Source organism: Saccharothrix australiensis, assembly GCF_003634935.1.
Lineage (GTDB): Bacteria > Actinomycetota > Actinomycetes > Mycobacteriales > Pseudonocardiaceae > Actinosynnema > Actinosynnema australiense.
Genome location: NZ_RBXO01000001.1, coordinates 6,851,085 through 6,873,864, shown reverse-complemented (window position 1 = coordinate 6,873,864; position 22,780 = coordinate 6,851,085). Strand labels below are relative to the sequence as shown.

The 22,780-nt window shown below is 72.5% G+C and carries 18 protein-coding genes and 2 tRNA genes; 16 read left to right on the top strand and 4 right to left on the bottom strand.

Annotated features, from left to right (window positions below):
• Entirely contained in the window at positions 1 to 270 is a 270-nt protein-coding gene (locus tag C8E97_RS29180; protein ID WP_121008628.1) for a DUF397 domain-containing protein, read from the top strand.
• 372 nt (positions 271 to 642) lie between these two features.
• Here the strand turns inward: C8E97_RS29180 and C8E97_RS29175 are convergent, their stop codons facing one another.
• Positions 643 to 1,038 (bottom strand): RidA family protein, encoded by a 396-nt coding sequence (locus C8E97_RS29175; protein ID WP_121008626.1) that lies wholly within the window; start codon positions 1,036 to 1,038, stop codon positions 643 to 645.
• A gap of 138 nt (positions 1,039 to 1,176) precedes the next feature.
• Between C8E97_RS29175 and C8E97_RS29170 the strand changes: the two genes are divergently transcribed.
• The 8 genes from C8E97_RS29170 (at position 1,177) to cimA (ending at position 14,021) form a co-directional block, all read left to right on the top strand.
• Positions 1,177 to 2,151 carry a helix-turn-helix transcriptional regulator gene (locus tag C8E97_RS29170; RefSeq protein ID WP_121008624.1) on the top strand — a complete coding sequence of 325 codons (975 nt, stop codon included), beginning with the start codon at positions 1,177 to 1,179 and terminating at the stop codon, positions 2,149 to 2,151.
• Between the two features lie 207 nt (positions 2,152 to 2,358).
• Positions 2,359 to 3,948, top strand: a complete 1,590-nt coding sequence (gene serA / locus C8E97_RS29165; protein ID WP_121008622.1) for a phosphoglycerate dehydrogenase — start codon at positions 2,359 to 2,361, stop codon at positions 3,946 to 3,948.
• 312 nt (positions 3,949 to 4,260) lie between these two features.
• Entirely contained in the window at positions 4,261 to 7,542 is a 3,282-nt protein-coding gene (locus C8E97_RS29160) for a S8 family peptidase (RefSeq protein ID WP_121012654.1), read from the top strand.
• Between the two features lie 227 nt (positions 7,543 to 7,769).
• Positions 7,770 to 8,810: a 3-isopropylmalate dehydrogenase gene (locus tag C8E97_RS29155; RefSeq protein WP_121008620.1), complete on the top strand. Its 1,041-nt coding sequence runs from the start codon at positions 7,770 to 7,772 to the stop codon at positions 8,808 to 8,810.
• 445 nt (positions 8,811 to 9,255) lie between these two features.
• Positions 9,256 to 10,332 carry a FecCD family ABC transporter permease gene (locus C8E97_RS29150; RefSeq protein WP_121008618.1) on the top strand — a complete coding sequence of 359 codons (1,077 nt, stop codon included), beginning with the start codon at positions 9,256 to 9,258 and terminating at the stop codon, positions 10,330 to 10,332.
• Positions 10,332 to 11,096, top strand: coding sequence for a heme ABC transporter ATP-binding protein (locus C8E97_RS29145; protein ID WP_121008616.1), 765 nt, complete (start codon positions 10,332 to 10,334; stop codon positions 11,094 to 11,096). Before C8E97_RS29150 ends, C8E97_RS29145 begins: the two co-directional genes overlap by 1 nt.
• Entirely contained in the window at positions 11,093 to 12,076 is a 984-nt protein-coding gene (locus tag C8E97_RS29140) for an ABC transporter substrate-binding protein (RefSeq protein ID WP_121008614.1), read from the top strand. The genes C8E97_RS29145 and C8E97_RS29140 overlap by 4 nt, the downstream gene beginning before the upstream one ends.
• 334 nt (positions 12,077 to 12,410) lie before the next feature.
• Positions 12,411 to 14,021, top strand: coding sequence for a citramalate synthase (gene cimA / locus C8E97_RS29135; RefSeq protein ID WP_121008612.1), 1,611 nt, complete (start codon positions 12,411 to 12,413; stop codon positions 14,019 to 14,021).
• Here the strand turns inward: cimA and C8E97_RS29130 are convergent.
• On the bottom strand, positions 14,002 to 14,655 hold the full coding sequence (locus C8E97_RS29130) for a S1 family peptidase (RefSeq protein WP_121008610.1): 654 nt from the start codon (positions 14,653 to 14,655) through the stop codon (positions 14,002 to 14,004). The genes cimA and C8E97_RS29130 overlap by 20 nt on opposite strands.
• A 56-nt stretch (positions 14,656 to 14,711) precedes the next feature.
• On the opposite strand from C8E97_RS29130, the gene C8E97_RS29125 reads away from it, so the two are divergent.
• Complete coding sequence (locus C8E97_RS29125) at positions 14,712 to 15,482, top strand: fumarylacetoacetate hydrolase family protein (protein WP_121008608.1); 771 nt, start codon at positions 14,712 to 14,714, stop codon at positions 15,480 to 15,482.
• Between the two features lie 113 nt (positions 15,483 to 15,595).
• Here C8E97_RS29125 and C8E97_RS29120 read toward each other — a convergent pair whose 3' ends face one another.
• Entirely contained in the window at positions 15,596 to 16,840 is a 1,245-nt protein-coding gene (locus tag C8E97_RS29120) for an FAD-dependent oxidoreductase (RefSeq protein ID WP_121008606.1), read from the bottom strand.
• Between the two features lie 87 nt (positions 16,841 to 16,927).
• Here C8E97_RS29120 and gltX point away from each other — a divergent pair, with 87 nt between their 5' ends.
• From gltX to C8E97_RS29100, 4 genes are all read left to right on the top strand, one after another.
• The gene (gltX, locus tag C8E97_RS29115; protein WP_121008604.1) at positions 16,928 to 18,415 is read left to right on the top strand and encodes a glutamate--tRNA ligase; all 1,488 of its coding nucleotides are present in this window, start codon (positions 16,928 to 16,930) and stop codon (positions 18,413 to 18,415) included.
• 158 nt (positions 18,416 to 18,573) lie between these two features.
• Positions 18,574 to 19,257 carry an HAD family hydrolase gene (locus C8E97_RS29110; protein WP_121008602.1) on the top strand — a complete coding sequence of 228 codons (684 nt, stop codon included), beginning with the start codon at positions 18,574 to 18,576 and terminating at the stop codon, positions 19,255 to 19,257.
• A gap of 102 nt (positions 19,258 to 19,359) precedes the next feature.
• Positions 19,360 to 19,431 (top strand) — tRNA-Gln (locus tag C8E97_RS29105).
• Positions 19,432 to 19,526: 95 nt separating this feature from the next.
• Positions 19,527 to 19,599, top strand: a tRNA-Glu gene (locus tag C8E97_RS29100).
• Positions 19,600 to 19,884: 285 nt separating this feature from the next.
• Here C8E97_RS29100 and C8E97_RS29095 read toward each other — a convergent pair.
• Complete coding sequence (locus C8E97_RS29095) at positions 19,885 to 20,586, bottom strand: IclR family transcriptional regulator (protein WP_170212023.1); 702 nt, start codon at positions 20,584 to 20,586, stop codon at positions 19,885 to 19,887.
• A 70-nt stretch (positions 20,587 to 20,656) separates the two neighbouring features.
• Between C8E97_RS29095 and leuC the strand changes: the two genes are divergently transcribed.
• Both leuC and leuD read left to right on the top strand, forming a co-directional pair.
• Complete coding sequence (gene leuC / locus C8E97_RS29090) at positions 20,657 to 22,060, top strand: 3-isopropylmalate dehydratase large subunit (RefSeq protein WP_121008600.1); 1,404 nt, start codon at positions 20,657 to 20,659, stop codon at positions 22,058 to 22,060.
• A 13-nt stretch (positions 22,061 to 22,073) separates the two neighbouring features.
• Positions 22,074 to 22,676, top strand: a complete 603-nt coding sequence (gene leuD / locus C8E97_RS29085) for a 3-isopropylmalate dehydratase small subunit (protein ID WP_121008598.1) — start codon at positions 22,074 to 22,076, stop codon at positions 22,674 to 22,676.
• Positions 22,677 to 22,780: the final 104 nt, after the last annotated feature.

Sequence of the window (22,780 nt, the reverse complement as noted above, 5' to 3'; positions counted from 1 at the left end):
ATGAGCGACAGCGCGCCGATCTACGACGACAAGGCCCACGTGCGGGGCAACCTCGACCTCACCGGGGCGGAGTGGATTCGCAGCGACGAGGGCGCGGAGGACGAGGAGGAGCACGTCGAGATCGCGTTCGTCGAGCACACCGACGGCGTGACCTACACGGCGATGCGCAACTCCGCCCACCCCGAGGGGCCGGTGCTGGTGTTCACGCCCGCCGAGTGGGAGGCGTTCATCCTGGGCGTCAAGGACGGGGAGTTCGACGAGCCCTGGTGAGCCGACCCGCGGGAGCCCGTCGGCCGGACCGACGCCGACCGCGACGCGAGGACGTCCGCAACCCCACGCCGACCGCAACCCCACGCCGACCCGCTACCCGACACCAACCCGCTACCCGACGACGGCCCGCTACCCCACGCCGACCCGCTACCCGACGACGGCCGCGAACCCATTCCCGTCCGCCTCGCACGTGAACACGCCCGTGCGGCAGTCCTCCTACCTCCTCCGCACCACAGGGGTCGCCACCTGGTCCCATGTCGGGCCGGTGGTTCCGGGGTGCGCGGCCGGACCCCGATCGGCGCCGGGCGTCAGTCGTCGGCGGGACCCGCGCCGCTCGCGCCGGTTCCGGCCGGCACGAGCGGCGGAGGCACGTCACGCGACGGCGGTGCCCTCCAGTTCCACCATCAGGGCAGGTATCGCCAGCCGGGTCACCCCGAGCATCGTGGTGGGCGGCGCGACCCCGGCGGCGGCCAGTCGCGAGCCCAGCACGCCGTAGTGCTGGAAGAGCAGGTCGACGTCGGTGGTGTAGACGTTGAGCCGGATGAGGTTCGCCAGCGACATGTCCGCCTCGCCGAGCACCGCCTCCAGGTTGTCCAGGCTCAGCGCCAGCTGCGCCGCCAGGTCACCGGCGTGCAGGGGCTCGCCGTCGCCGCTCATCGCGGTCTGCCCCGAGCAGTACAGGGTCCGGGTGTGCCCGGACACGACCTCGCCCTGGTTGTACCCCAGCTCCACCGACCACGACCACGGGTTGACCGCCGTTCGTTCCACAGCCACGCAGCTCCATCCGTCCCTCGACAGCACGACGCCCGTCGGCTCGGCAGCCGCTCATCGTCGGCGTCGTGCCGGAAGGGAAGCCTCCCAACGAATCACGACACCCCCTGTCGGGTATTCCGATAACTTCTCCGCGTGCGCGCCGACCGGCTGGTCTCCCTGGTGCTGCTGCTGCGCCAGCGGGGCCGGCTGTCCGCGACCACGCTGGCCCGCGAGCTGGAGGTGTCCACCCGGACCGTGCTGCGCGACATCGAGGCGCTGTCCGCGGCCGGCGTCCCGGTCCACGCCGAACGCGGCCGGCACGGCGGCTTCGCGCTGCTGCCCGGTTTCCGGACCGAGCTGACCGGGCTGAGCCACGACGAGGCCCTCGCCCTGCTGGTCGCCGGGTCGCGGCGCGGCGCGCAGGCGTTCGGCCTCGGCTCGGCGCTCGCCTCCGCCATGCTCAAGGTGGTCGACGCGCTGCCCGAGAGCCACCGGGGCGCCGCGGCCGGCGTGGCCGAGCGCCTGCTGATCGACCCGGAGACCGACCTGCTCTCCCGTCGCGTGGCGGCCGAGGAGGTACCCGACGCCGTCGTGGCCGAGGTGCGGCGCGCGGTGTTCGCCGGTCGCCGGCTGCGCATCCGCTACGCGGCGGCGGGTGGCGCGCCGCGGTGGCGCACGGTCGACCCGGTCGGCCTGGTCACCGTGCGCGACGTGGGCTACCTGCTGGCCACGCGGTCCGGCGCGGACCGCACCTACCGGCTGTCCCGGATCTCCGCCGCCGAGGAGCTGGGCGAACCCGCGCGGCGACCGGACCGGGTCGACCTGGACCGGGCTTGGCGGGAGCGCGGCGCCCGCTTCCGGGCCGGCGGCGACCAGGTCGTCGTGCTGGCGCTGGTGGACCCGGCGCGGCGGGAGGACCTGGTGGGCACCGCGCTGGCCGTCCACGCCGAGGGAGCCGACCCGGACGGCCGGCTGCGGCTGGAGGTGGCCTTCCAGGACGCGCGGCACGCCGAGTGGGCGCTGTGGCAGCTCGCCACGCACGCGGAAGTCCTGGCGCCGCGGTGGTTGCGCGCCTCCCTGCGCGACCGGGCCGCGGCGATCGCCACCCGCTACGGCGGGTCGCCCTGACCGCCGCCGACCCGGCGCACGGGCGTAGGACACCCGTACGGGAAACCAGCAGGTGGGACAGCGCACCCGGGTGTCGGGACGCGCCGCGCCGCCGGCTATGCTCGTCCACCACCCGGACACATCGCCGTGGCCGGCCGGCGCGGGTATCGACTCGCTCAGACGGCCCCGCGCTCCCCACCCGCCTCGCACACCACCGGGAGCACGTCCGTGACCAAGCCCGTTGTCCTGATCGCCGAGAAGCTAGCCCCGTCCGTTCTCGACGTCTTCGGCGAGGGCATCGAGGTGCGCCACGTCGACGGCACCGACCGCCCCGCCCTGCTGGCCGCCGTGGCCGACGCCGACGCGCTGCTGGTGCGCTCGGCGACGAAGGTGGACCGCGAGGTGTTCGCCGCCACCACCCGGCTGAAGGTCGTCGCCCGCGCGGGCGTCGGGCTGGACAACGTCGAGGTGCCCGCGGCCACCGAGCGCGGCGTCATGGTGGTGAACGCGCCGACGTCGAACATCGTCAGCGCCGCCGAGCACGCCGTCGCGCTGCTGCTCGCCGCGGCGCGGCGGATCCCGGCCGCGCACGCCACCCTCCAGAACCACGAGTGGAAGCGCGGGAAGTTCAACGGCGTCGAGATCAACGGCAAGACGATCGGCGTCGTCGGCCTCGGCAAGATCGGGCAGCTGTTCGCCGCGCGCCTGGCCGCCTTCGGCACCACGCTGATCGCCTACGACCCGTACGTGAGCAAGCAGCGCGCCGCCCAGCTCGGCATCGAGCTGGTGACGCTGGACGAGCTGCTGGAGCGCGCCGACGCGATCTCCATCCACCTGCCGAAGACGCCCGAGACCAAGGGCCTGATCGGCGCGGAGCAGCTCGCCAAGGTCAAGCCGGGCGTGATCATCGTGAACGCGGCGCGCGGCGGCCTGGTCGACGAGGAGGCGCTCGCGGAGGCCGTCAAGGAGGGCCGGGTCGGCGGCGCGGGCATCGACGTGTTCAGCACCGAGCCCACCACCGAGAGCCCGCTGTTCGGCCTGCCGAACGTGGTCGTGACGCCGCACCTGGGCGCGTCCACCGCCGAGGCGCAGGACCGCGCGGGCACGGACGTCGCCCGGTCGGTGCTGCTCGCGCTGCGGGGCGACTTCGTGCCCGACGCCGTGAACGTGCAGGGCGGCGGCGTGGTCGGCGAGGAGGTCCGCCCCTACCTGCCGCTGGTGCAGAAGCTGGGCGCGGTCGTCGCGGCGCTGTCCGCGAAGGCCCCGACGAGCGTCACGGTCGAGGTGCGCGGCGAGCTGTCCAACGAGGACGTGGCGGTGCTGCCGCTGGCGGCGCTGCGCGGCGTGTTCTCCAGCGTGGTGGAGGAGCAGGTCACCTTCGTCAACGCGCCGAACCTGGCGGCCAACCTCGGCGTGTCCGTCGACCTGGTGAAGGAGCCGGAGAGCGCGAACCACCGCAGCCTGGTCACGGTGCGCGCGGTGCAGGCCGACGGCGCGGTGATCACCGTCTCGGGCACCCTGACGGGCCTGGACCAGGTGGAGAAGCTCGTGGGCGTCAACGGGCGCGGCTTCGACCTGCGCGCCGAGGGGAACGTGCTGCTGCTGGAGTACCCGGACCGCCCCGGCGTGATGGGCACCGTCGGCACCCTGCTGGGCGAGGCGGGCGTGAACGTCGAGGCCGCGCAGATCAGCCAGACCAAGGACGGCGCGGACGCGTTCATGCTGCTGCGCGTCGACCGCCCGGTGGACACCGCCGTGCTGAACCCGATCGGCGCCGCGGTCGGCGCCCGCACGGCCCGGTCGGTCACCTTCGACTGAGCGCGGCCCGCTGTGCCGCCGGGACCTCTTCCCGAGGATGTCGTCGCAGGTCCCGGCGGCGTAACAGTTGACGGTTGATTGTCAAATCTGTGGGCGTCGTCACTCGTTCGGACTAATTGATCAGCTCGGCCAACGGATTAGGTTCCACCCACGAGGTCGACCCGGTGCCGTAGAGGGCACGGCACCACGTGGGCAGCTCCCCCTACCGGACTGTTGCGGCGCTGCCCGCCGGGTCGAATCCGGCCTCGGTAGGGGCACGTTGTGAGCCGATCTCGCGTATTCGCCAGATCAGCCGTACCGGTGGTGACCGCGATGCTCGTCGCGGGCGCCACCGCGGGCACCGCGCTGGGCGCGGAAGACCGGTTGGCGCCGTCCGTCGCCGCCGCGCGCGGGCTGGACGCGGGCGCGTTGCAGCCCAAGGTGGGCAAGCGGCTGTCCGCCGCGCAGGGCAAGGTCACCGCGTTCGTGGAGCTGGAGGCCAAGCCGGCCGTCGACGCCTACGCCGAGCAGACCGGCCGGGGCGCGACCAAGCAGCAGGCCAAGGCCGCCGCGAAGGCCACCAGGGACGAGACCGCCAAGGTCGTCGACGCCGTGGTGGGCGACCTGAAGGGCAAGGACTCCGCGACCGCGGAGGTGTATCGCACCGCCAACGGCGTGCCCGGCGTGGTCGTCACGGCCGACGCCGCGAAGGTGCGGGAACTGGCCGGGCGCGGCGACGTCAAGTCGGTGCGGACGGTCGTGCCGAAGTCGCGGCAGAACTCGTCCGCCGTGCAGCTGACCAACACGCTCAAGGCGTGGCAGCAGTACGGCAGGCTCGGCGAGGACACCCGCGTCGGCATCATCGACACCGGCATCGACTACACGCACGCCGACTTCGGCGGACCGGGCACGGTCGAGGCGTTCCGGGCGATCGACGAGACCAAGGTCGACCCCTCCTACTTCCCGACCGCCAAGGTCGTCGGCGGCTACGACTTCGTGGGCAACGCCTACGACGGCGCGAGCGCCGACCCGGCGGTCAACACCCCCAAGCCCGACCCGAACCCGATCGACTGCAACGGCCACGGCTCGCACGTCGCCGGCACCTCGGCGGGCTTCGGCGTCAACGCCGACGGCTCCACCTTCAAGGGCGACTACACCAAGCTCACCCCGGACGCGCTCGACGCGATGCGCATCGGTCCCGGCACCGCGCCGAAGGCCCTGCTGTACGCGCTGAAGGTGTTCGGCTGCGACGGCTCGACCAACGTCACCGCGCAGGCGCTGGACTGGTCGCTCGACCCGGACGGCGACGGCGACTTCTCCGACCACCTCGACGTGGTCAACCTGTCCCTGGGCTCCGACTACGGCGCGCCGGACGACCCCGACTCGCTGTTCGTGCGCAAGCTCAACGCCTCCGGCGTGGTGACCGTGTTCTCCGCGGGCAACGGCGGCGACCTGTACGACATCGGCGGCTCGCCGGGCAGCACCCCCGAGGCGCTGACCGTGGCGTCCACCCGCGACGCGTACGTGCTGCGCGACGCGGCCGAGGTGACCGCGCCCGCGGACGCCGCGGGCCGCAAGCCCGGCCAGTACAGCCAGAGCTACGACTACGAGGGCAAGTCCGTGACGGGACGGGTCGTGCCGCTGGGCGACCCGGCCAACAAGGACGGCTGCCTCCCGCTGTCGGCCGCCGACCAGGCCGCCGTGCGGGGCAACATCGCCTGGCTGGAGTGGGACGACAACGACGCGAGCCGGCGCTGCGGCTCGGTCGCGCGGGCGAACAACGTGACCGCCGCGGGCGCGGCCGGCGCGGTGTTCAGCTCCACCCTGGAGCACTTCGGCGCGGGCATCTCGGGCAACGCCGCCATCCCGGTCATCCAGCTGACCGGCGGCGCCACCGCCGCGCTGCGCCCGGCCCTGGCGGCGGGCACGCTCGCCGTCCGCCTCGCGGGCGACCTGCGGACCGTGTTCCCGACCAGGGACCAGTCCATCGCCGACACGCCGAGCACGTTCACCTCGCGCGGCGTGCGCGGCCCGGTCGTGAAGCCCGACGTCGCCGCGCCCGGTGACACCATCGCCTCGGCGTCGGTCGGCTCGGGCAACAAGACCTCGGTGCTCAGCGGCACGTCGATGGCCGCGCCGCACACCACGGGCATCGCCGCGCTGGTCCGCCAGGCCCACCCGGACTGGACGCCGGAAGAGGTCAAGGCCGCGATCATGAACAGCGCGTCGGCCGACGTGAAGGCGGGCGGGAAGACCTACGCGCCCAACCGCGTCGGCTCGGGCCGCATCGACGGCAAGGCGGCGCTGGACAACCAGGTGCTGGCCTACGTGCAGGACGACCCGGGCGCGGTCAGCGCGTCCTTCGGCGTCGTCGAGGTCGCCCGGCCCGTGGCGGTCGCCAAGACCATCAAGGTGGTCAACAAGTCCACGAAGTGGGTCGACTACGCCGTCGACTACCAGGCGCTGACCGAGATCCCCGGCGTCCGCTACGAGCTGTCGCAGAGCACCGTGCGCCTCAGCCCGCGCGGCGTCGCGAAGGTCAAGGTGACGCTGAGGATCGACAACCCGGCCGCGCTGCGCAAGACCGTCGACCCGACGGTGGAGCCGCTGCACCTCGGCACGCCGCGCCAGTTCCTGGCCGACGCGTCGGGCCGGGTCGTGCTCACCCCGCGGAACGGCTCGACGGTCGCCCTGCGCGTACCGGTGTACTCCGCGCCCAAGCCGGTGGCGGACATCACCACGCCGGACCGCGTGACCTTCCGCGGCGACGCGGCCCAGTCGGTGCTCAACCTGACCGGCCGGGGCGTCAACCAGGGCGCGTACAGGTCGCTCGTCAGCGTGCTGGAGCTGCAGAAGTCCTCGCCGAAGCTGCGCGAGTGCCGCCGCAACGTGACGACCGACTGCACGCTCAACGACACCGCCAAGGGCGGCGACCTCCGGTACGTGGGCGTCACGTCCACCGCGCCGCTGGCCAAGGCCCAGGGCGAGCCGCAGAGCGCGCTGCTCGCGTTCGGCATCGCGACCTGGGGCAACTGGTACAGCCTCGGCAAGAACACCATCCCGTTCGTCGACATCGACACCACGGGCGACGGCAAGCCCGACTTCGAGGTGTACGCGAACAAGCTGACCGACACCGACCTGCTGGTGGCCACCACGGTGAACCTCGCCACCGGCGCGACGGTCGACGTCCAGGCCGTCAACGGCCAGTTCGGCGACGTGGACACCAACGTGTCCGACACCAACGTGGTCGTCCTGCCGGTGCTGCTGACCGCGCTGGGGATCGACCCGGCCGGCGACACGGCGCGCATCTCGTACACGACGGGCGTGTCCGGCTTCTACGTCGCGCCGGGCGCGACGAACGGCCTGATCGACGCGATCGACGCGCCGTCGTCGTTCGACCCGCTCAAGCCCGGCCTGTGGGTGCAGGGCGGCGGCGACGCCGCGCTGTCCTACGTGGCCCGCCCCGGCACCGCGCTGGTGGTCAACCGGGACGCGGCGGCCCAGGCCGCCGACGGCGCGGACAGCCTGCTGGTGCTCCACCACCACAACGCCACCGGTGACCGGGCGGACGTGGTCAAGGTGAAGGCGAACCGGGGCGGTCGTTCCGGGGACTGACGCCGTACGCCACTCTGGCCGGTCGGGGGCTACCCCGGCCGGCCAGAGCCGTTTAAGCGCATCGGGTGACCGCCATTCGGCGGCACTGAACCGTTCGGGTGTCCCGCAGTCCGGGAGACATGGCCACTGAAGGGTGTTCCGGGTGCGGCGATCGGGTCGGCGACCGGTAGCCTTTCGCAAAGGAAACTAGTCCCGCGCAATGGGACTGATACCTGGGAGGTGTGTGGATGCGGCTCGCAGTGATCCCAGGAGACGGGATCGGGCCCGAGGTCGTCGCCGAGGCCCTGAAGGTGCTCGGTGAGGTCGTCCCGGCGGCGGAGATCACCCGCTACGACCTCGGCGCGGCGCGCTGGCACGCCACAGGTGAGCTCTTGCCGGAGTCGGTGCTGGGCGAGCTGCGCCAGCACGACGCCATCCTCCTCGGTGCGGTCGGCGACCCCTCGGTCCCCAGCGGCATCCTGGAACGCGGCCTCCTGCTCCGCCTGCGGTTCGAACTGGACCACCACGTGAACCTGCGCCCGGCCCGGCTGTACCCGGGCGTGCGCAGCCCGATCGCCGACCCGCCGGAGATCGACATGGTGGTCGTGCGGGAGGGCACCGAGGGCCTGTACGCGGGCAACGGCGGCCTCCTGCGCAAGGACACCCCGCACGAGATCGCGACCGAGGTGAGCATCAACACCAGCTTCGGCGTGGAGCGGGTGGTGCGCGACGCGTTCGCGCGGGCGGCCAACCGGCCGCGCAGGCACCTGACGCTGGTGCACAAGACCAACGTGCTGACCCACGCCGGTTCGCTGTGGTCGCGGGTGGTGGAGGAGGTCTCGCTCCAGCACCCGGACGTGACGGTCGCCTACCAGCACGTGGACGCCGCGACGATCCACCTGGTCACCGACCCGGCCCGGTACGACGTGATCGTCACCGACAACCTGTTCGGCGACATCCTGACCGACCTGGCGGCGGCCGTGACCGGCGGCATCGGGCTGGCGGCCAGCGGCAACCTGGACGTGACCCGCCGCAACCCGAGCATGTTCGAGCCGGTGCACGGCAGCGCGCCGGACATCGCCGGGCAGGGCATCGCGGACCCGACGGCGGCCGTGCTGTCCGTCGCCCTGATGCTCGACCACCTCGGCGAGCAGGAGGCGGCGCGCCGCATCGAGGCGTCGGTGGCCTTCGACCTGGCGACGAGGGACCACGCGTCGCCCGGCGCGACCTACGCGGTGGGCGACCGCCTGGCCGCGCTGGTCAGCTCCAACGTCCGCACGGGGGCCTGACCGCCCGCAGCACCGCACGCACCCGGAGGCCGCCTCGGACCGAGGCGGCCTCCGGGCTTTTCCGGCTTTCCGGCACGGCCGCCGGGGGGTCGCGGGAACGCGGGCCGTGGGACGCGCGCGGATCGCGGAGGTCCCCGACGCACCCCCGCCCAGGTCCCCTGGTCGGCGCGGTGGCGCGGCCCACACCCCGGCCGCCCGCGCCCCGTTCGGGTTCCCGACCTGCCGCGCGCCGGTCACCTGGCACTCGGCGGCCCGAGTGCCCGGAGCCACCACCCGGAGGTGGCCCGAACGGGGGATGACCCGTAGTGTCACCCGCGTCTCCTGTGGGGGAAGTCCGGTCGAAGTCCGGCGCTGACCCGCAACGGTAGGTCCCCGCGAGGGGGCGAGCCCGATCACCCGCAGGCGGCGGAAACGAGCACAACTCCTGCCGTGGTCTGCGGGACGGATGCGCCGGTCCACCGGGCTGCGTGCCGACGGCCACCCGTCCGAAAGGCGACCGGTGACCAAACGGCTGTGCGCCGGGCTGATCGCGCTCCTGGCCCTGTCCATCGTGTGCGGTGTCGCCCTGGGACCGGTGAGCATCCCGTTCGGCGACGTCCTGCGGCTGCTCAAGGAGGCCGCGGTCGGCGGCGTCATCGCGCCCGAGGAGGCCGGGCCGTACCGGATCGTGTGGGACATCCGGCTGCCGCGCGTGCTGCTGGCGGCCGTCGTCGGCGCGGGGCTGGCGGTGGTGGGCGTCGCGATCCAGGCGATGGTGCGCAACGCGCTGGCCGACCCGTACGTGCTGGGCATCTCGTCCGGCGCGAGCGTCGGCGCCACGGCGGTGGCCACGCTGGGGCTGTTCGCCTCGCTGGGCATCTACGCCCTGTCCACGGCCGCGTTCCTCTCCGCGCTGGCGGCGATGACCCTGGTGTACCTGGCCGCGCGCCGGGGCGGGCTGACGCCGCTGCGCCTCGTGCTCACCGGCACCGCGATGGCGTACGGGTTCTCCGCCGTCAGCACGCTGCTGATCTTCCAGTCGCCGCGCGGTGAAGCCGCCCAGGCCGCGATCTTCTGGCTGCTGGGCAGCCTGGGCGGGGTGACGTGGGGTTCGCTGCCGGTGGCGGCGGTGACCGTCGTCGCGGGCACGGTCTACCTCCAGACGCGCGCCAAGCAGCTCAACGCCCTGTCGATGGGCGACGAGACCGCCACCACCCTGGGCGTGGACGTGGCGGGCCTGCGCAAGGTCCTCTTCGTGGTCACCGCGGCCATGACCGGCGTGCTGGTCGCGGTCAGCGGCGCGGTCGGGTTCGTCGGCCTGATGCTGCCGCACCTGGTCCGCCTGGTCGTGGGCGCGGACCACCGGCGGGTGCTGGCCGTCGCGCCCCTGGCCGGCGCGTGCTTCCTGATCTGGGTCGACGTCGCGGCCCGGCTCCTCGCCGCGCCGGAGGAGCTGCCGCTGGGCGTCATCACGGCGGCGCTGGGCGTGCCCTGCTTCGTCTTCCTCATGCGCGGTCGCGGCTACGTCTTCGGGGGCAAGTGATGGACGTCGAACTGGACGGGCTCGCCGTGCGCCACATCCTGCACGACATCACGCTGACCGCGCGCGGCGGCGAGGTGCACGGCATCGTCGGGCCCAACGGCAGCGGCAAGTCCACCACGCTGCGGTGCCTCTACCGGGCGCTCCGGCCGACCGGGGGAGTGGTCCGCCTCGGCGGCCGGGACCTGCACGCCGTGCCGATCCGCGACACCGCGCGCGAGCTGGCCGCGCTCACCCAGGACAGCCACGTGGAGTTCGACTTCACGGTGACCGAGGTCGTCGCGATGGGCCGGCTGCCCCACCAGGCCGGGTTCGACCGGGAAACGGACGAGGACCGGGCGATCTGCGCCGACGCGCTGTCCAGGATGGACGTCGCGCACCTGGCCGACCGCAGCTACCTGAGCCTGTCCGGCGGCGAGCGCCAGCGGGTGCTGATCGCGCGGGCCCTGGCGCAGCAGCCGAAGGTGCTGCTGCTGGACGAGCCGACCAACCACCTCGACATCAGCCACCAGCTGGCCGTGCTCGCCCTGACCCGGAGCCTGGGCGTCACCGTCCTCACCGTCCTGCACGACCTGAACCTGGCCGCCGCGTACTGCGACCGCATCCACGTGTTGGACGGCGGCCGGGTGGTGGCCGGCGGCAAGCCCGCGGACGTGCTCGTCCCGCAAGTGCTGCGGGACGTGTTCCACGTCGAGGCGCACGTCGTGCCGCACCCGACCAGCGGCGTGCCGCAACTGCTGTTCGAGCACCAGGAGGTCATCCCGTGAGAAAGCTCGTCGCCCTCGCCCTGGTCCTGTCGACGACCGGCTGCGGCGCGACCATCGCGCAGCAGGAGCCCGGCGAGACCAAGGTCACCGTGCGCAACTGCGGCCAGGACGTCACGTACGACCGGGTGCCGAGCCGCGTCGTCACGAACGACACCGGCATCACCGAGCTGATGTTCGCGCTGGGGCTCGCCGACCGGATGGCGGGCTACGTCGTCTCGGAGGGCCACAAGGCGGGCGACGTGGCCGGTTCACCGTGGAAGGAGGACTTCGCCAGGGTCCCCCGGCTGGCCGAGAAGATCAACAAGGAGGTCGTCCAGGGCGCGGGCGCGGACCTGGTGTTCGCCGGCTGGAACTACGGCTTCTCCGAGAGCACCGGTTTCACCCCGGACGTGTTGAAGGAGCAGGGGATCGCCAGTTACCTGCTCACCGAGTCGTGCCGGAACGGCGTGGGCAAGCAGCGCGGGATCATGCCGCCGCTGGAGGCGCTCTACACGGACCTGCGGAACCTGGGCGCGATCTTCCGGGTGCCCGACCGGGCCGAGGAGCTGATCGCCGGGTACCGGAAGCAGGTCGCCGACGCGGAGAAGTTGTTGCAGGGCAAGCCGCGGCCGAAGGTCTTCCTGTACGACAGCGGTTTGGACCAGCCTTTCACGTCGGGGAGGAACGGCGCGCCGCAGGACGTCATCAGCAAGGCGGGCGGCGACAACATCTTCGGCGACCTGGACGACAGCTGGACCGCGGTCGGGTGGGAGGCCGTGGTGTCGCGCGCGCCGGACGTCGTCCTGATCAACGACTACGCGGACGGCGACGCCACCACGCCCGCGCAGAAGCAGGCGTTCCTGGAGTCGCACGCGCCGCTGCGCGAGGTGCCCGCCATCCGGGACAAGAGGTTCTTCGTGCTGCCGTACGCGGCGCTCGTGGAGGGGCCGCGCAACCCGGCCGCCATCGAGTCGTTCGCCCGGTTCCTGGCGCGGGGCTGAGCGGGGCGGGCCGCGCCGGCGGCGCGCGGGCACCGAGCGGAGCGGTCCACGGCGGACCGGGCGCACGCGGTGGCCGCGCCCGCCCCGGTCCGCGCTCCCCGTGGGACACCCGGTCGGGGGTTCGCGAGCGTTGCCCGCCGCTCAGGGTGTGGGACGACCCGTCCGTGGCTTGGACAGCGCGGACGGCGTGTGGCAGTATCCGACCCGTGGCTCTCCACGCCGTGATCATTATTGCCCAGCGCGCCGGGTAGTGCGTCCCACCGCACCCGGCGCGCCGACCTCTCGCATCCTGCGGGGGGTCTTTTTGTTTTCCGAGTTCTTCTAGGAGACCCTCGTGACCACGCTCGGCGATTCCTTCCACGTGTACGACACGACCTTGCGGGACGGTGCCCAGCGCGAGGGCATCTCCTACTCGGTGACGGACAAGCTCGCGGTCGCGCGGCTGCTGGACGGGCTCGGCGTCGGCTTCATCGAGGGCGGCTGGCCGGGCGCGCTGCCCAAGGACACCGAGTTCTTCGCGCGGGCCGCCGCGGGCGACCTGACGCTGAAGCACGCGCAGCTCGTCGCGTTCGGCGCGACCCGCAAGGCCGGGGTGAGGGTCGACCAGGACCCGCAGGTCAGGGCGCTGCTGGACAGCCAGGCCCCGGTCGTCACGCTGGTCGCCAAGGCGGACCGGCGGCACGTCGAGCGCGCGCTGCGGACCGACGTGGCGGAGAACCGCGCGATGGTCCGCGACACCGTCCGGTTCCTGGTCGACGAGGGCCGCCGGGTGTTCCTCGACGCCGAGCACTTCTTCGACGGGTTCGCGTTCGACCCGGACACGGCGCTGCGCACGCTGGAGTCCGCTGTGGAGGGTGGCGCGGACGTCGTCGTCCTCTGCGACACCAACGGCGGCCAACTCCCGCTGGGGCTGGCCGAGACCGTGTCCGACGTGGTGGCCCGCACGGGTTTCCGCGTCGGCATCCACTGCCAGGACGACACGTCCTGCGCGGTGGCCAACACCGTCGCCGCGGTGCAGGCGGGGGCGACCCACGTCCAGTGCACCGCCAACGGCTACGGCGAGCGAGCGGGCAACGCGGACCTGTTCGCCGTCGTCGGGAACCTCGTGACCAAGCTCGGCCTGCCGGTGCTACCGCCCGAATCGCTGGCCGAGCTCACCCGCGTCTCCCATGCCCTTGCCGAGATCGCGAACATCGCACCCGACACCCACCAGGCGTACGTCGGGTCGTCGGCCTTCGCCCACAAGGCGGGGCTGCACGCGAGCGCGATCAAGGTCGATCCGGAGCTGTACAACCACATCGATCCGGACACCGTCGGCAACGACATGCGGGTGCTGGTCACCGAGATGGCGGGCCGGGCCAGCCTCGAACTCAAGGGACGTGAGTTCGGGATTGACCTGGCCCGTCGGCCCGAGGCGCTGACCAGCGCCGTGCGCAGGGTGAAGGAGCTGGAGGCGGGCGGCTGGTCGTTCGAGGCCGCCGACGCGTCGCTGGAGCTGCTGCTCAAGGACCAGCTGTCCGAACTGGACAGCCCGCCGTTCGCGCTGGAGTCCTACCGCGTGGTGCTCGACCACACCCACGACGGGACGATCGTGTCCGAGGCGACGGTGAAGGTGCACGTCGCGGGCGAGCGGGTGATCGCCACCGCCGAGGGCAACGGGCCGGTGCACGCGCTGGACGCGGCGCTGCGCAAGGCGCTGCTGCCGCACCTGTCCTGGTTGGACAGCGTGCAGCTGAACGACTACAAGGTGCGCATCCTCAACCGGCCGCACCGGGCGGCCGAGCACGGCACCGACGCCGTCACCCGCGTGCTGGTGGAGTCCACCGACGGCGAGCGCGAGTGGACCACCGTCGGCGTCCACGGCAACATCGTGGAGGCGAGCTGGCTCGCCCTGTGCGACGCGCTGGCGCACAAGGCGAGCCGCGTCACGCCGTCACGAGCGTGAAGCCCTCCGCCGCCAGGATGCGATTGACGGGGTAGAAGTACGCCGTGCAGCCGGAGCCGCCCACGAGGTGGCCCTGGGCCTGGTCGCCGCTCACCACCGGCAGCCAGTCGTCACCGGGTTGGACGCACAGGTTCGCGCGGGTCAGCCCGGTGATGGTGCCCTCGGGGTAGTGGACCGACTGGTTCTTCGCCTGCACCGTGCCGCAGTGCCAGCCGGTGCGGCGGCCCGCCGCGCACACCGTCGCGCCGACCGGGGCCTCCGCCGCGCCCGCGACGGGCGTCGACAGGCCGGCCACGCGGGGCAGCTGGTCCCAGGCCGAGGGGTCGGCGACGCGCACGACGCCGTAGACGTCGCGGACGGCGGTGACGGGACCGATGACGCCACCGCCCGGCCCGCGCACGACGCCGCCCGCGCCCGCGCAGCGCGCCGAGACCAGCAGGTGGCCCCGGACGTTGAAGCCGTTGACGCACCGGCCGCCTCCGGGGCCGGTGAGGGCGGTGCCCGCCTCCAGCGGTGTCGCCGCCGAGGCGGGCGTCGCCGAGGGGGGCGTCGCTGAGGCGGGCGTCGCCGAGGCGGGCATCGCCGTCGCGACGAGCGCGAGGAACGCGAAGAGGACTGGCAGCAGGGTTCGCATGGTTCGACGCTAGGGACGCCGGGTGCCCGCACAAGCCGCCGGTTAGGGTGATTCCCGTGCGCATCGCCCGTATCGCTCGTCCGGATGGCCTCGCTTTCGCCGCGATCGAAGGCGAGGGTGACGACCTGACCGCCGTCGAGATCGCCGACGACCCGTTCGCGAACCCCAAGTTCACCGGACGCCGGTGGCCGCTGTCCGAGGTCCGGCTGCTCGCGCCGTTCCTGCCGCCCAAGATCGTGGGCGTCGGCCGGAACTACGCCGAGCACGCCGCGGAACTCGGCAACGACGCGCCGCGCGAGCCGCTGCTGTTCCTCAAGCCCAACACCGCGGTGATCGGGCCGAACGCGGAGATCAAGCTCCCGGCGGTGTCCGAGCGGGTCGACTTCGAGGGCGAGCTGGCCGTCGTCGTCGGCGTGGGCGGGCGGGACATCCCGGCGTCCCGCGCCCGGCAGTCGATCCTCGGCTGCACAATCGCCAACGACGTGACGGCGCGCGACCTCCAGCAGTCCGACGGGCAGTGGACGCGCGCCAAGGGCTTCGACACCTTCTGCCCGCTCGGGCCGTGGGTGGAGACCGAGTTCGACCCGACCGACGTGGCGATCCGGACCGAGGTGGACGGCGAGGTGCGGCAGGACTCGCGGACCTCGGCGCTGCTGCACGACGTCCCGGAGCTGATCGAGTACATCTCCTCGGTGATGACCCTGCGGCCGCTGGACGTGATCCTCACCGGCACGCCCGCCGGCGTCGGGCCGCTGTCCGCCGGGCAGACCGTCTCGGTGACGGTGGAGGGGCTCGGCACGCTGACCAATACGGTGGGCCGCCGCTGATCCCCGTGCCCGCGGCCGGCCGGCACGGGGATCGGCCGGGGAGTCGGTTCTCCCCGACGTGACGCGGGGCGGCCCACCCCCAGCGGGACCGCCCCGGCGTCACCCGGCCCTCGTCAGCTCCGCGCGATGCGCTCCGGCGCCCGGCGGGCGAACGGCGGCGCGTGCTCCGGCCGCAGCCCGACCCCGAACAGGTACGCCGGCACCACCTGCAACCACGGGAACCGCTGCATCAGCGCCACCGGCCGCGGCACCCGCCCGGTCGTGCCCGCCGACGCGCCGGTCAGCGTCGGCCGCAGGAACGCGTCCTGGATGCGCCGCTGGACGGCCTGCGTCAGCACGGTCGGCAGCCACCGCCTGCGCCGCACCTTCGCCAGCACGTCGGGCGTGATCCGGCCCCGGCGGGCGGGCGCCGCCACGATCGCCGCCGCGGCCACCGCGTCCTGCACGGCCAGGTTGATGCCGACGCCGCCGATAGGCGACATGGCGTGCGCGGCGTCGCCGATGCACAGGACGCCGTCGGCGTGCCACCGCCCCAGCCGGTCGAGCTTCACGTCGAGCAGCTTCACGTCGTCCAGCGACCCGACGGTCGCCATGCGCCCCGCCAGCCACGGGACGAGCTTCACCACGCGGGCGCGGAACGCCTCGACGCCCTCCGCGCGCAACTGCTCGTCCGTCCCCTTCCGGATGAGGAACGCGCACTGGTAGTAGTCGCCGCGCGGGATCATCACCAGGGCCGTGCCGCGCGCGAACCGGGCCAGGCCGCCGCTGTGCTCCCCCTCGACCCGCGGCACGCGGAACCACCACACGTCCATCGGCGCGCCGAACGAGCGCACCGGCAGGCCGGCTTCCCGCCGCACCGCCGAGTGCCGGCCGTCGGCCGCCACCACGAGGTCGGCGCTCAGCGTCGCCTCGCCCTCGGGCGTGCGGTAGCGGACGCCCGTGACCCGCCCGCCGGTGCGGCGCAGGCCGGTGAACTCGGCGTTCATCCGGAGCGTGAACGCGGGCTCCCGCTTGCCCGCGTCGGCGAGCAGGTCGAGGAAGTCCCACTGCGGCACGAACGCGATGTGCTTGTGCGGCCCGCGCAGCCGCGACAGGTCGGCCATCGTGACCGGGCCCGTGTCCAGCAGCACCTGCGCCTTGTCCACGAGCTGGTGCGGCACCTCGGCGAACGACGGGCCGAGCCCCAGCTCGTCCAGCAGCGTCAGCGTGGACGCGTGCACCGTGTCGCCGCGGAAGTCGCGCAGGAAGTCGCCGTGCTTCTCCAGGACCGTGACCTCGACGCCCGCACGTGCCATGAGCAGCGCGAACACCATCCCCGCCGGTCCTCCCCCGATGACCGCGACCGTGGTCTTCTCCATGTCCCCACCTCGTTTTCAACAGTAGTTGAATAAGTTCAGGATGCTCCTGTCGGCGAGGCCGGTCAAGGCGGATACGCTGATCGGGTCATGAGCGCATCAGCAGTCACCCCAGAGGTCCGCGTCCGCTTCTGCCCGTCGCCGACCGGCACGCCGCACGTGGGCATGATCCGCACCGCACTGTTCAACTGGGCCTACGCACGCCACACCGGCGGTTCGATGGTGTTCCGCATCGAGGACACCGACGCGGCCCGCGACTCGCAGGAGTCGTACGAGCAGCTGCTGGACGCCATGCGCTGGCTCGGCCTCGACTGGGACGAGGGCCCCGAGGTCGGCGGACCGCACGGCCCGTACCGCCAGAGCGAGCGCCGCGACATCTACGCCGACATCGCGCGCAGGCTGCTCGACGCGGGGGAGCTGTACGAGTCGTTCTCCACGCCCGCCGAGGTCGAGGAGCGGCGCAAGGCCGCCGGCCAGGACCCCAAGCTCGGCTACGACGGGTACGACCGCGACCTCACCGACGAGCAGAAGGCCGCGTTCCGCGCCGAGGGCCGGGAGCCGGTGCTGCGCCTGCGGCTGCCCGACGAGGACTTCACCTGGGACGACCTGATCCGCGGCGAGATCACGTTCAAGGCGGGCGCGACGCCCGACCCGGTGCTCGTGCGCGCCAACGGGGACCCGCTGTACACGTTCACCAACCCGGTGGACGACGCCCTGATGCGCGTGACGCACGTGCTGCGCGGCGAAGACCTGCTGCCGTCCACGCCGCGCCAGCTCGGCCTCTACGCCGCGCTGAGGCGGATCGGCGTGACGGACTTCACCCCGCGCTTCGGGCACATGCCCTACGTGATGGGCGAGGGCAACAAGAAGCTCTCCAAGCGAGACCCGCAGTCGAACCTGTTCCACTACCGGGAACGCGGCTTCCTGCCCGAGGGCCTGCTCAACTACCTCGCGCTGCTGGGCTGGTCCATCGCGGACGACCGGGACGTGTTCTCGGTGGCCGAGCTGGTCGAGGCGTTCAGCCTGGAGAAGGTCAGCGCCAACCCGGCCCGGTTCGACCTGAAGAAGGCCGAGGCGATCAACGCCACGCACCTGCGCGCGCTGTCCGCGGAGGACTTCGTCAGCCGCGTGCTGCCGTACCTGGCGGCCGACGGCCTCCTGGTGGACCCCACCGAGGAGGAGCTGGCCACGCTGCGCGGGGTGGCCCCCCTCGTGCAGGAGCGCTTGGTGGTGCTCTCCGAGGCGTCCGGCATGGTGCGCTTCCTCTTCACGGACGAGGAGTCGTTCGCGCCGGAGGAGGAGTCGGCGGCGAAGGCGCTGGGCGAGGACGCGCGTCCCGTGCTGACGGCGGGTATCACCGCTCTGGAGTCGCTGGAGGACTGGACGGCGGCGTCCATCGAGGAGGCGCTGAAGACGTCCCTTGTGGACGGACTCGGCCTCAAGCCGCGCAAGGCGTACGCGCCGATCCGGGTCGCCGTGACGGGCCGTACCGTCTCGCCACCGCTGTACGAATCGATGGAGTTGGTGGGCCGGGATCGCTCGATCGGTCGCTTGCGGCGGGCGCTCGGGGCAAGCTGACTGGTTCGATCGGCGGCTTCAGGGGTGCTTGACCGTGCAAGAACCCCGAGATATCACCTCTCTGGTCGAGTCGGACGGGGGGCGTGCGCACCTAGCCTCACTGGGTGACAACCGCAGCCCCGACTTTCACCCCCCGGAGAACCGGCGAGATCCGCGCGGTGAGCCTCGATGTGGACGACACGCTCGTCGACTACAGCACCTCATCGCGGGCCGCGCTCGCCGCGATGGTCGGCAACGCCGACAACTGGTCGCTGTGGCAGCGCATCACCGATGAACACTGTTCCCGGCTGCTCGCGGGCGAGCTGGAATACGAGTCCATGCGCAACATCCGCACCCGCGCCTTCTTCGCCGCGCTGGGCGAGGAACTCGACCTGACCGAGGCGACCCGGCGCGAGTTGTTCCGGCAGGAAGTGCTCGCGGCGGGCTGGCGGCTGTTCCCGGACGTGGTGCCGTGCCTGGAATGGCTGCGCGCGACCGGATTGCCGCTCGCGGCCGTCAGCAACGCGTCCGGCAGACACCAACGAGTGAAGATCGCGGCCCTCGGCCTGGCGCAGTATTTCGACACCGTGCTCATCGCGGGTGAAGTGGGCGCGGCCAAACCGGACCGCGTGATCTTCGACACCGCGTGCGCCGACCTCGGGGTGCCGCAGGGTGACACCGTGCACATCGGCGACCGCCTCCACGCCGACGCCATCGGCGCGCGCGACGCGGGCATGAAGGGCGTGTGGCTGAACCGGCAGGGCCCGCGCGAGGGCGCGCTGCCCGCCGGCATCGCCGCCATCAGCAGCCTCGCTGAGCTGCCGGAACTGCTGGTCTGCGAGCTGTCGGCGGCCTCGGCCTGACCCCGATTTCCGTTCCGCCGGGTACTTGGTCTACTATTCCTCCCGGCGGAACGGACAGCCCCTCGACAGCCCCGGTTGCGAGGAAGTTGATCGGAAAGCCAATGGGGTATGGTGTAATTGGCAGCACGACTGATTCTGGTTCAGTTAGTCTAGGTTCGAGTCCTGGTACCCCAGCTGCTAGCGGTAGGAAATAGATGTGGTAGGCTACCGCAGCAAGATAAACCGAATACCGGCGAGATCGGGCCAGTCGGCCAGGTCGAACCACCTGGGGCCCCGTCGTCTAGCGGCCTAGGACGCCGCCCTCTCAAGGCGGTAGCGTGGGTTCGAATCCCATCGGGGCTACAGATCGGGGAGATCCCTGTGTCGCTGCGGCGACACGGGGATCTTTCGCATTTGTTCCGGGGGTCCTACCCCCGGACCCCGGCCGGAGGGCTCCCGCCCCCGGACCCCCGGCGGGGCGCCTGCCCCGGACCCCGGCTGGGGTGTCTGGCTGGGGGTGCCTGTGCGCGGTTTCGGGGCCGGTCGGGGCGTGTTTCGCGGGTCGGTGTTCGTATGGAGGTTCCGGGCCGCGCCCTGCCTGGCGGGTGGTGCGCGAGTGTGGCAGGGCGCGGCGAAGGCGGGTCGGGGTTATAGGCGGGATTGCAGGGCTTCCGCTGCGGCCAGCAGGTCGGCTGCCCAGCGGGCCCCTGGGCGGCGGCCCATGCGGTCGATGGGGCCCGAGACGGACACCGCGGCCACTACGGCGCCGGTGCTGTCGCGGACCGGGGCCGAGACGCTGGCCACGCCCGGCTCGCGTTCCGCCACGCTTTGCGCCCAGCCTCGGCGGCGGACCTCCAGGAGGGTGCGCTCGCCGTAGACCGCGTCGGCCAGGACGCCGCGCTGCGTGCCAGGGTCGGCCCACGCCGCCAGCACCTTCGCGCCCGAACCCGCCGTCATCGGCAGCCGCGCACCCACCGGGACGGTGTCGCGCAGCCCGCTCGGCGGCTCCGCCGACGACACGCAGACGCGCTGCATTCCATCCCGGCGGTACAGCTGCACGCTCTCGCCCGTGATGTCGCGGAGCCTCGGCAGCACCGAGGACGCCGCGTCGAGCAACGGGTCCGTGGCCCCGCCCGCCAATTCCGCCAGTGCCGCGCCCGGACGCCACCGGCCGTCGGAACCCCGTCGCAGCAACCGGTGCACCTCTAGCCCCACGGCCAACCGGTGCGCGGTCGCGCGCGGCAACCCCGTCCGGTTGCACAGCTCGGCGAGCCCACACGGATCCTTTGCGACGGCGTTCAAGACGGCCACTGCCTTGTCCAGCACGCCGATCCCGCTATGCTGTCCCACAAGCCGATACTAACTTCCCACTGTCTGGGAAGTCCAGATCTATCGACTGTCCAGATCCTGGGAGATAGCGATGAGCCGCACGCTCGCGGAGAAGGTGTGGGAAGCGCACGTGGTGCGCCACGGCAGTGGCGCGGAGCCCGATCTGCTCTACATCGACCTCCACCTGCTGCACGAAGTGACCAGCCCGCAGGCGTTCGACGGCCTGCGCCTGTCGGGCAGGCGGCTCCGCCGCCCGGACCTGACCATCGCCACCGAGGACCACAACGTCCCGACGCTCGACATCGAGCTGCCGATCGCCGACCCGGTGTCGCGCACCCAGGTCGAGACGCTGCGCAAGAACTGCGCCGAGTTCGGGGTGCGGCTGCACCCGATGGGCGACGCCGAGCAGGGCATCGTCCACGTGGTCGGCCCGCAGCTCGGGCTCACCCAGCCCGGCATGACCGTCGTCTGCGGTGACAGCCACACCTCCACGCACGGCGCGTTCGGCGCGCTGGCGTTCGGCATCGGCACGTCCGAGGTCGAGCACGTGATGGCGACGCAGACGCTGCCGCTCAAGCCGTTCAAGACGATGGCCATCACGGTCGACGGCACGCTGCGGCCGGGCGTCACGGCGAAGGACGTGATCCTCGCCGTGATCGCCCGGATCGGCACCGGCGGCGGCCAGGGCTACGTGCTGGAGTACCGGGGCAGCGCGATCGAGGCGCTGTCGATGGAAGCCCGCATGACCGTCTGCAACATGTCCATCGAGGCGGGCGCGCGCGCCGGCATGATCGCGCCCGACCAGACCACGTTCGACTACCTGCGCGGCCGGCCGCACGCCCCGACCGGCGCGGACTGGGACGCCGCGGTCGAGCACTGGAAGTCGCTGCGCACCGACGAAGGCGCCGAGTTCGACGCCGAGGTGCGGCTGGACGCCGACGAGCTGACGCCGTTCGTCACGTGGGGCACCAACCCCGGCCAGGGCCTGCCGCTGGCCGACCGCGTGCCCGACCCGGCCGCCATCGCCGACGAGAACGAGCGCGTGGCCGCCGAGAAGGCGCTGGCGTACATGGGGCTGGCGCCCGGCACACCGCTCCGCGACATCCACGTCGACACCGTCTTCCTCGGCTCGTGCACGAACGGCCGCATCGAGGACCTGCGCGCCGCCGCCGACGTCCTGCGCGGACACCGCGTCGCCGACGGCGTCCGAATGCTGGTGGTGCCCGGCTCCATGCGGGTGCGCGCCCAGGCCGAGTCCGAGGGGCTGCACGAGGTGTTCCTCGCGGCGGGCGCCGAGTGGCGGCAGGCCGGGTGCTCGATGTGCCTGGGCATGAACCCGGATCAGCTCAAGCCGGGTGAGCGCAGCGCGTCCACCTCCAACCGCAACTTCGAGGGCAGGCAGGGCAAGGGTGGCCGCACCCACCTGGTCTCGCCACTCGTGGCCGCCGCCACCGCCGTGCGCGGCACCCTGTCGTCGCCCGCCGACCTGGTCTGAGGAGCTAGTCGCCATGGAAGCGTTCACCACCCACACCGGGGTCGGGGTGCCCCTGCGCCGGTCCAACGTGGACACCGACCAGATCATCCCCGCCGTCTACCTCAAGCGCGTCACCCGCTCGGGTTTCGAGGACGGGCTGTTCGCGGCCTGGCGCGGCGACGAGCAGTTCGTGCTCAACCGGGAACCGTTCCGGGCGGGCAGCGTGCTGGTCGCCGGGCCCGACTTCGGCACCGGCTCCTCCCGCGAGCACGCCGTCTGGGCGTTGCTGGACTACGGCTTCCGGGTGGTCATCTCCTCCCGGTTCGCCGACATCTTCCGGGGCAACGCGGGCAAGCAGGGCCTCGTGGCCGCCCAGTGCGCGCAGTCCGATGTCGAATTGCTGTGGAAGCTCCTGGAGAACGACCCCGGCGCCGAGGTGACCGTGGACCTCACCCGGAACACGGTTGTGGCGAAGGACTTCACCGCGCCCTTCTCGATCGACGAGTACACCCGCTGGCGGCTGCTGGAGGGTTTGGACGACATCGCGCTGACCCTGCGGCACGCCGACGACATCACCACGTTCGAGCGGAACCGCCCCGGTTGGTTGCCCACCACCGAACCGGTCCCCGTGCGCTAGTCCGAAGGGGCCGGATTCCCCCTCTGCCAGCGGGAATCCGGCCCCGACCGGGCCCGCGAGGGCCGTTCCGGTGTCCCTCGACAGGTCGTAATTGCCCACGCCAC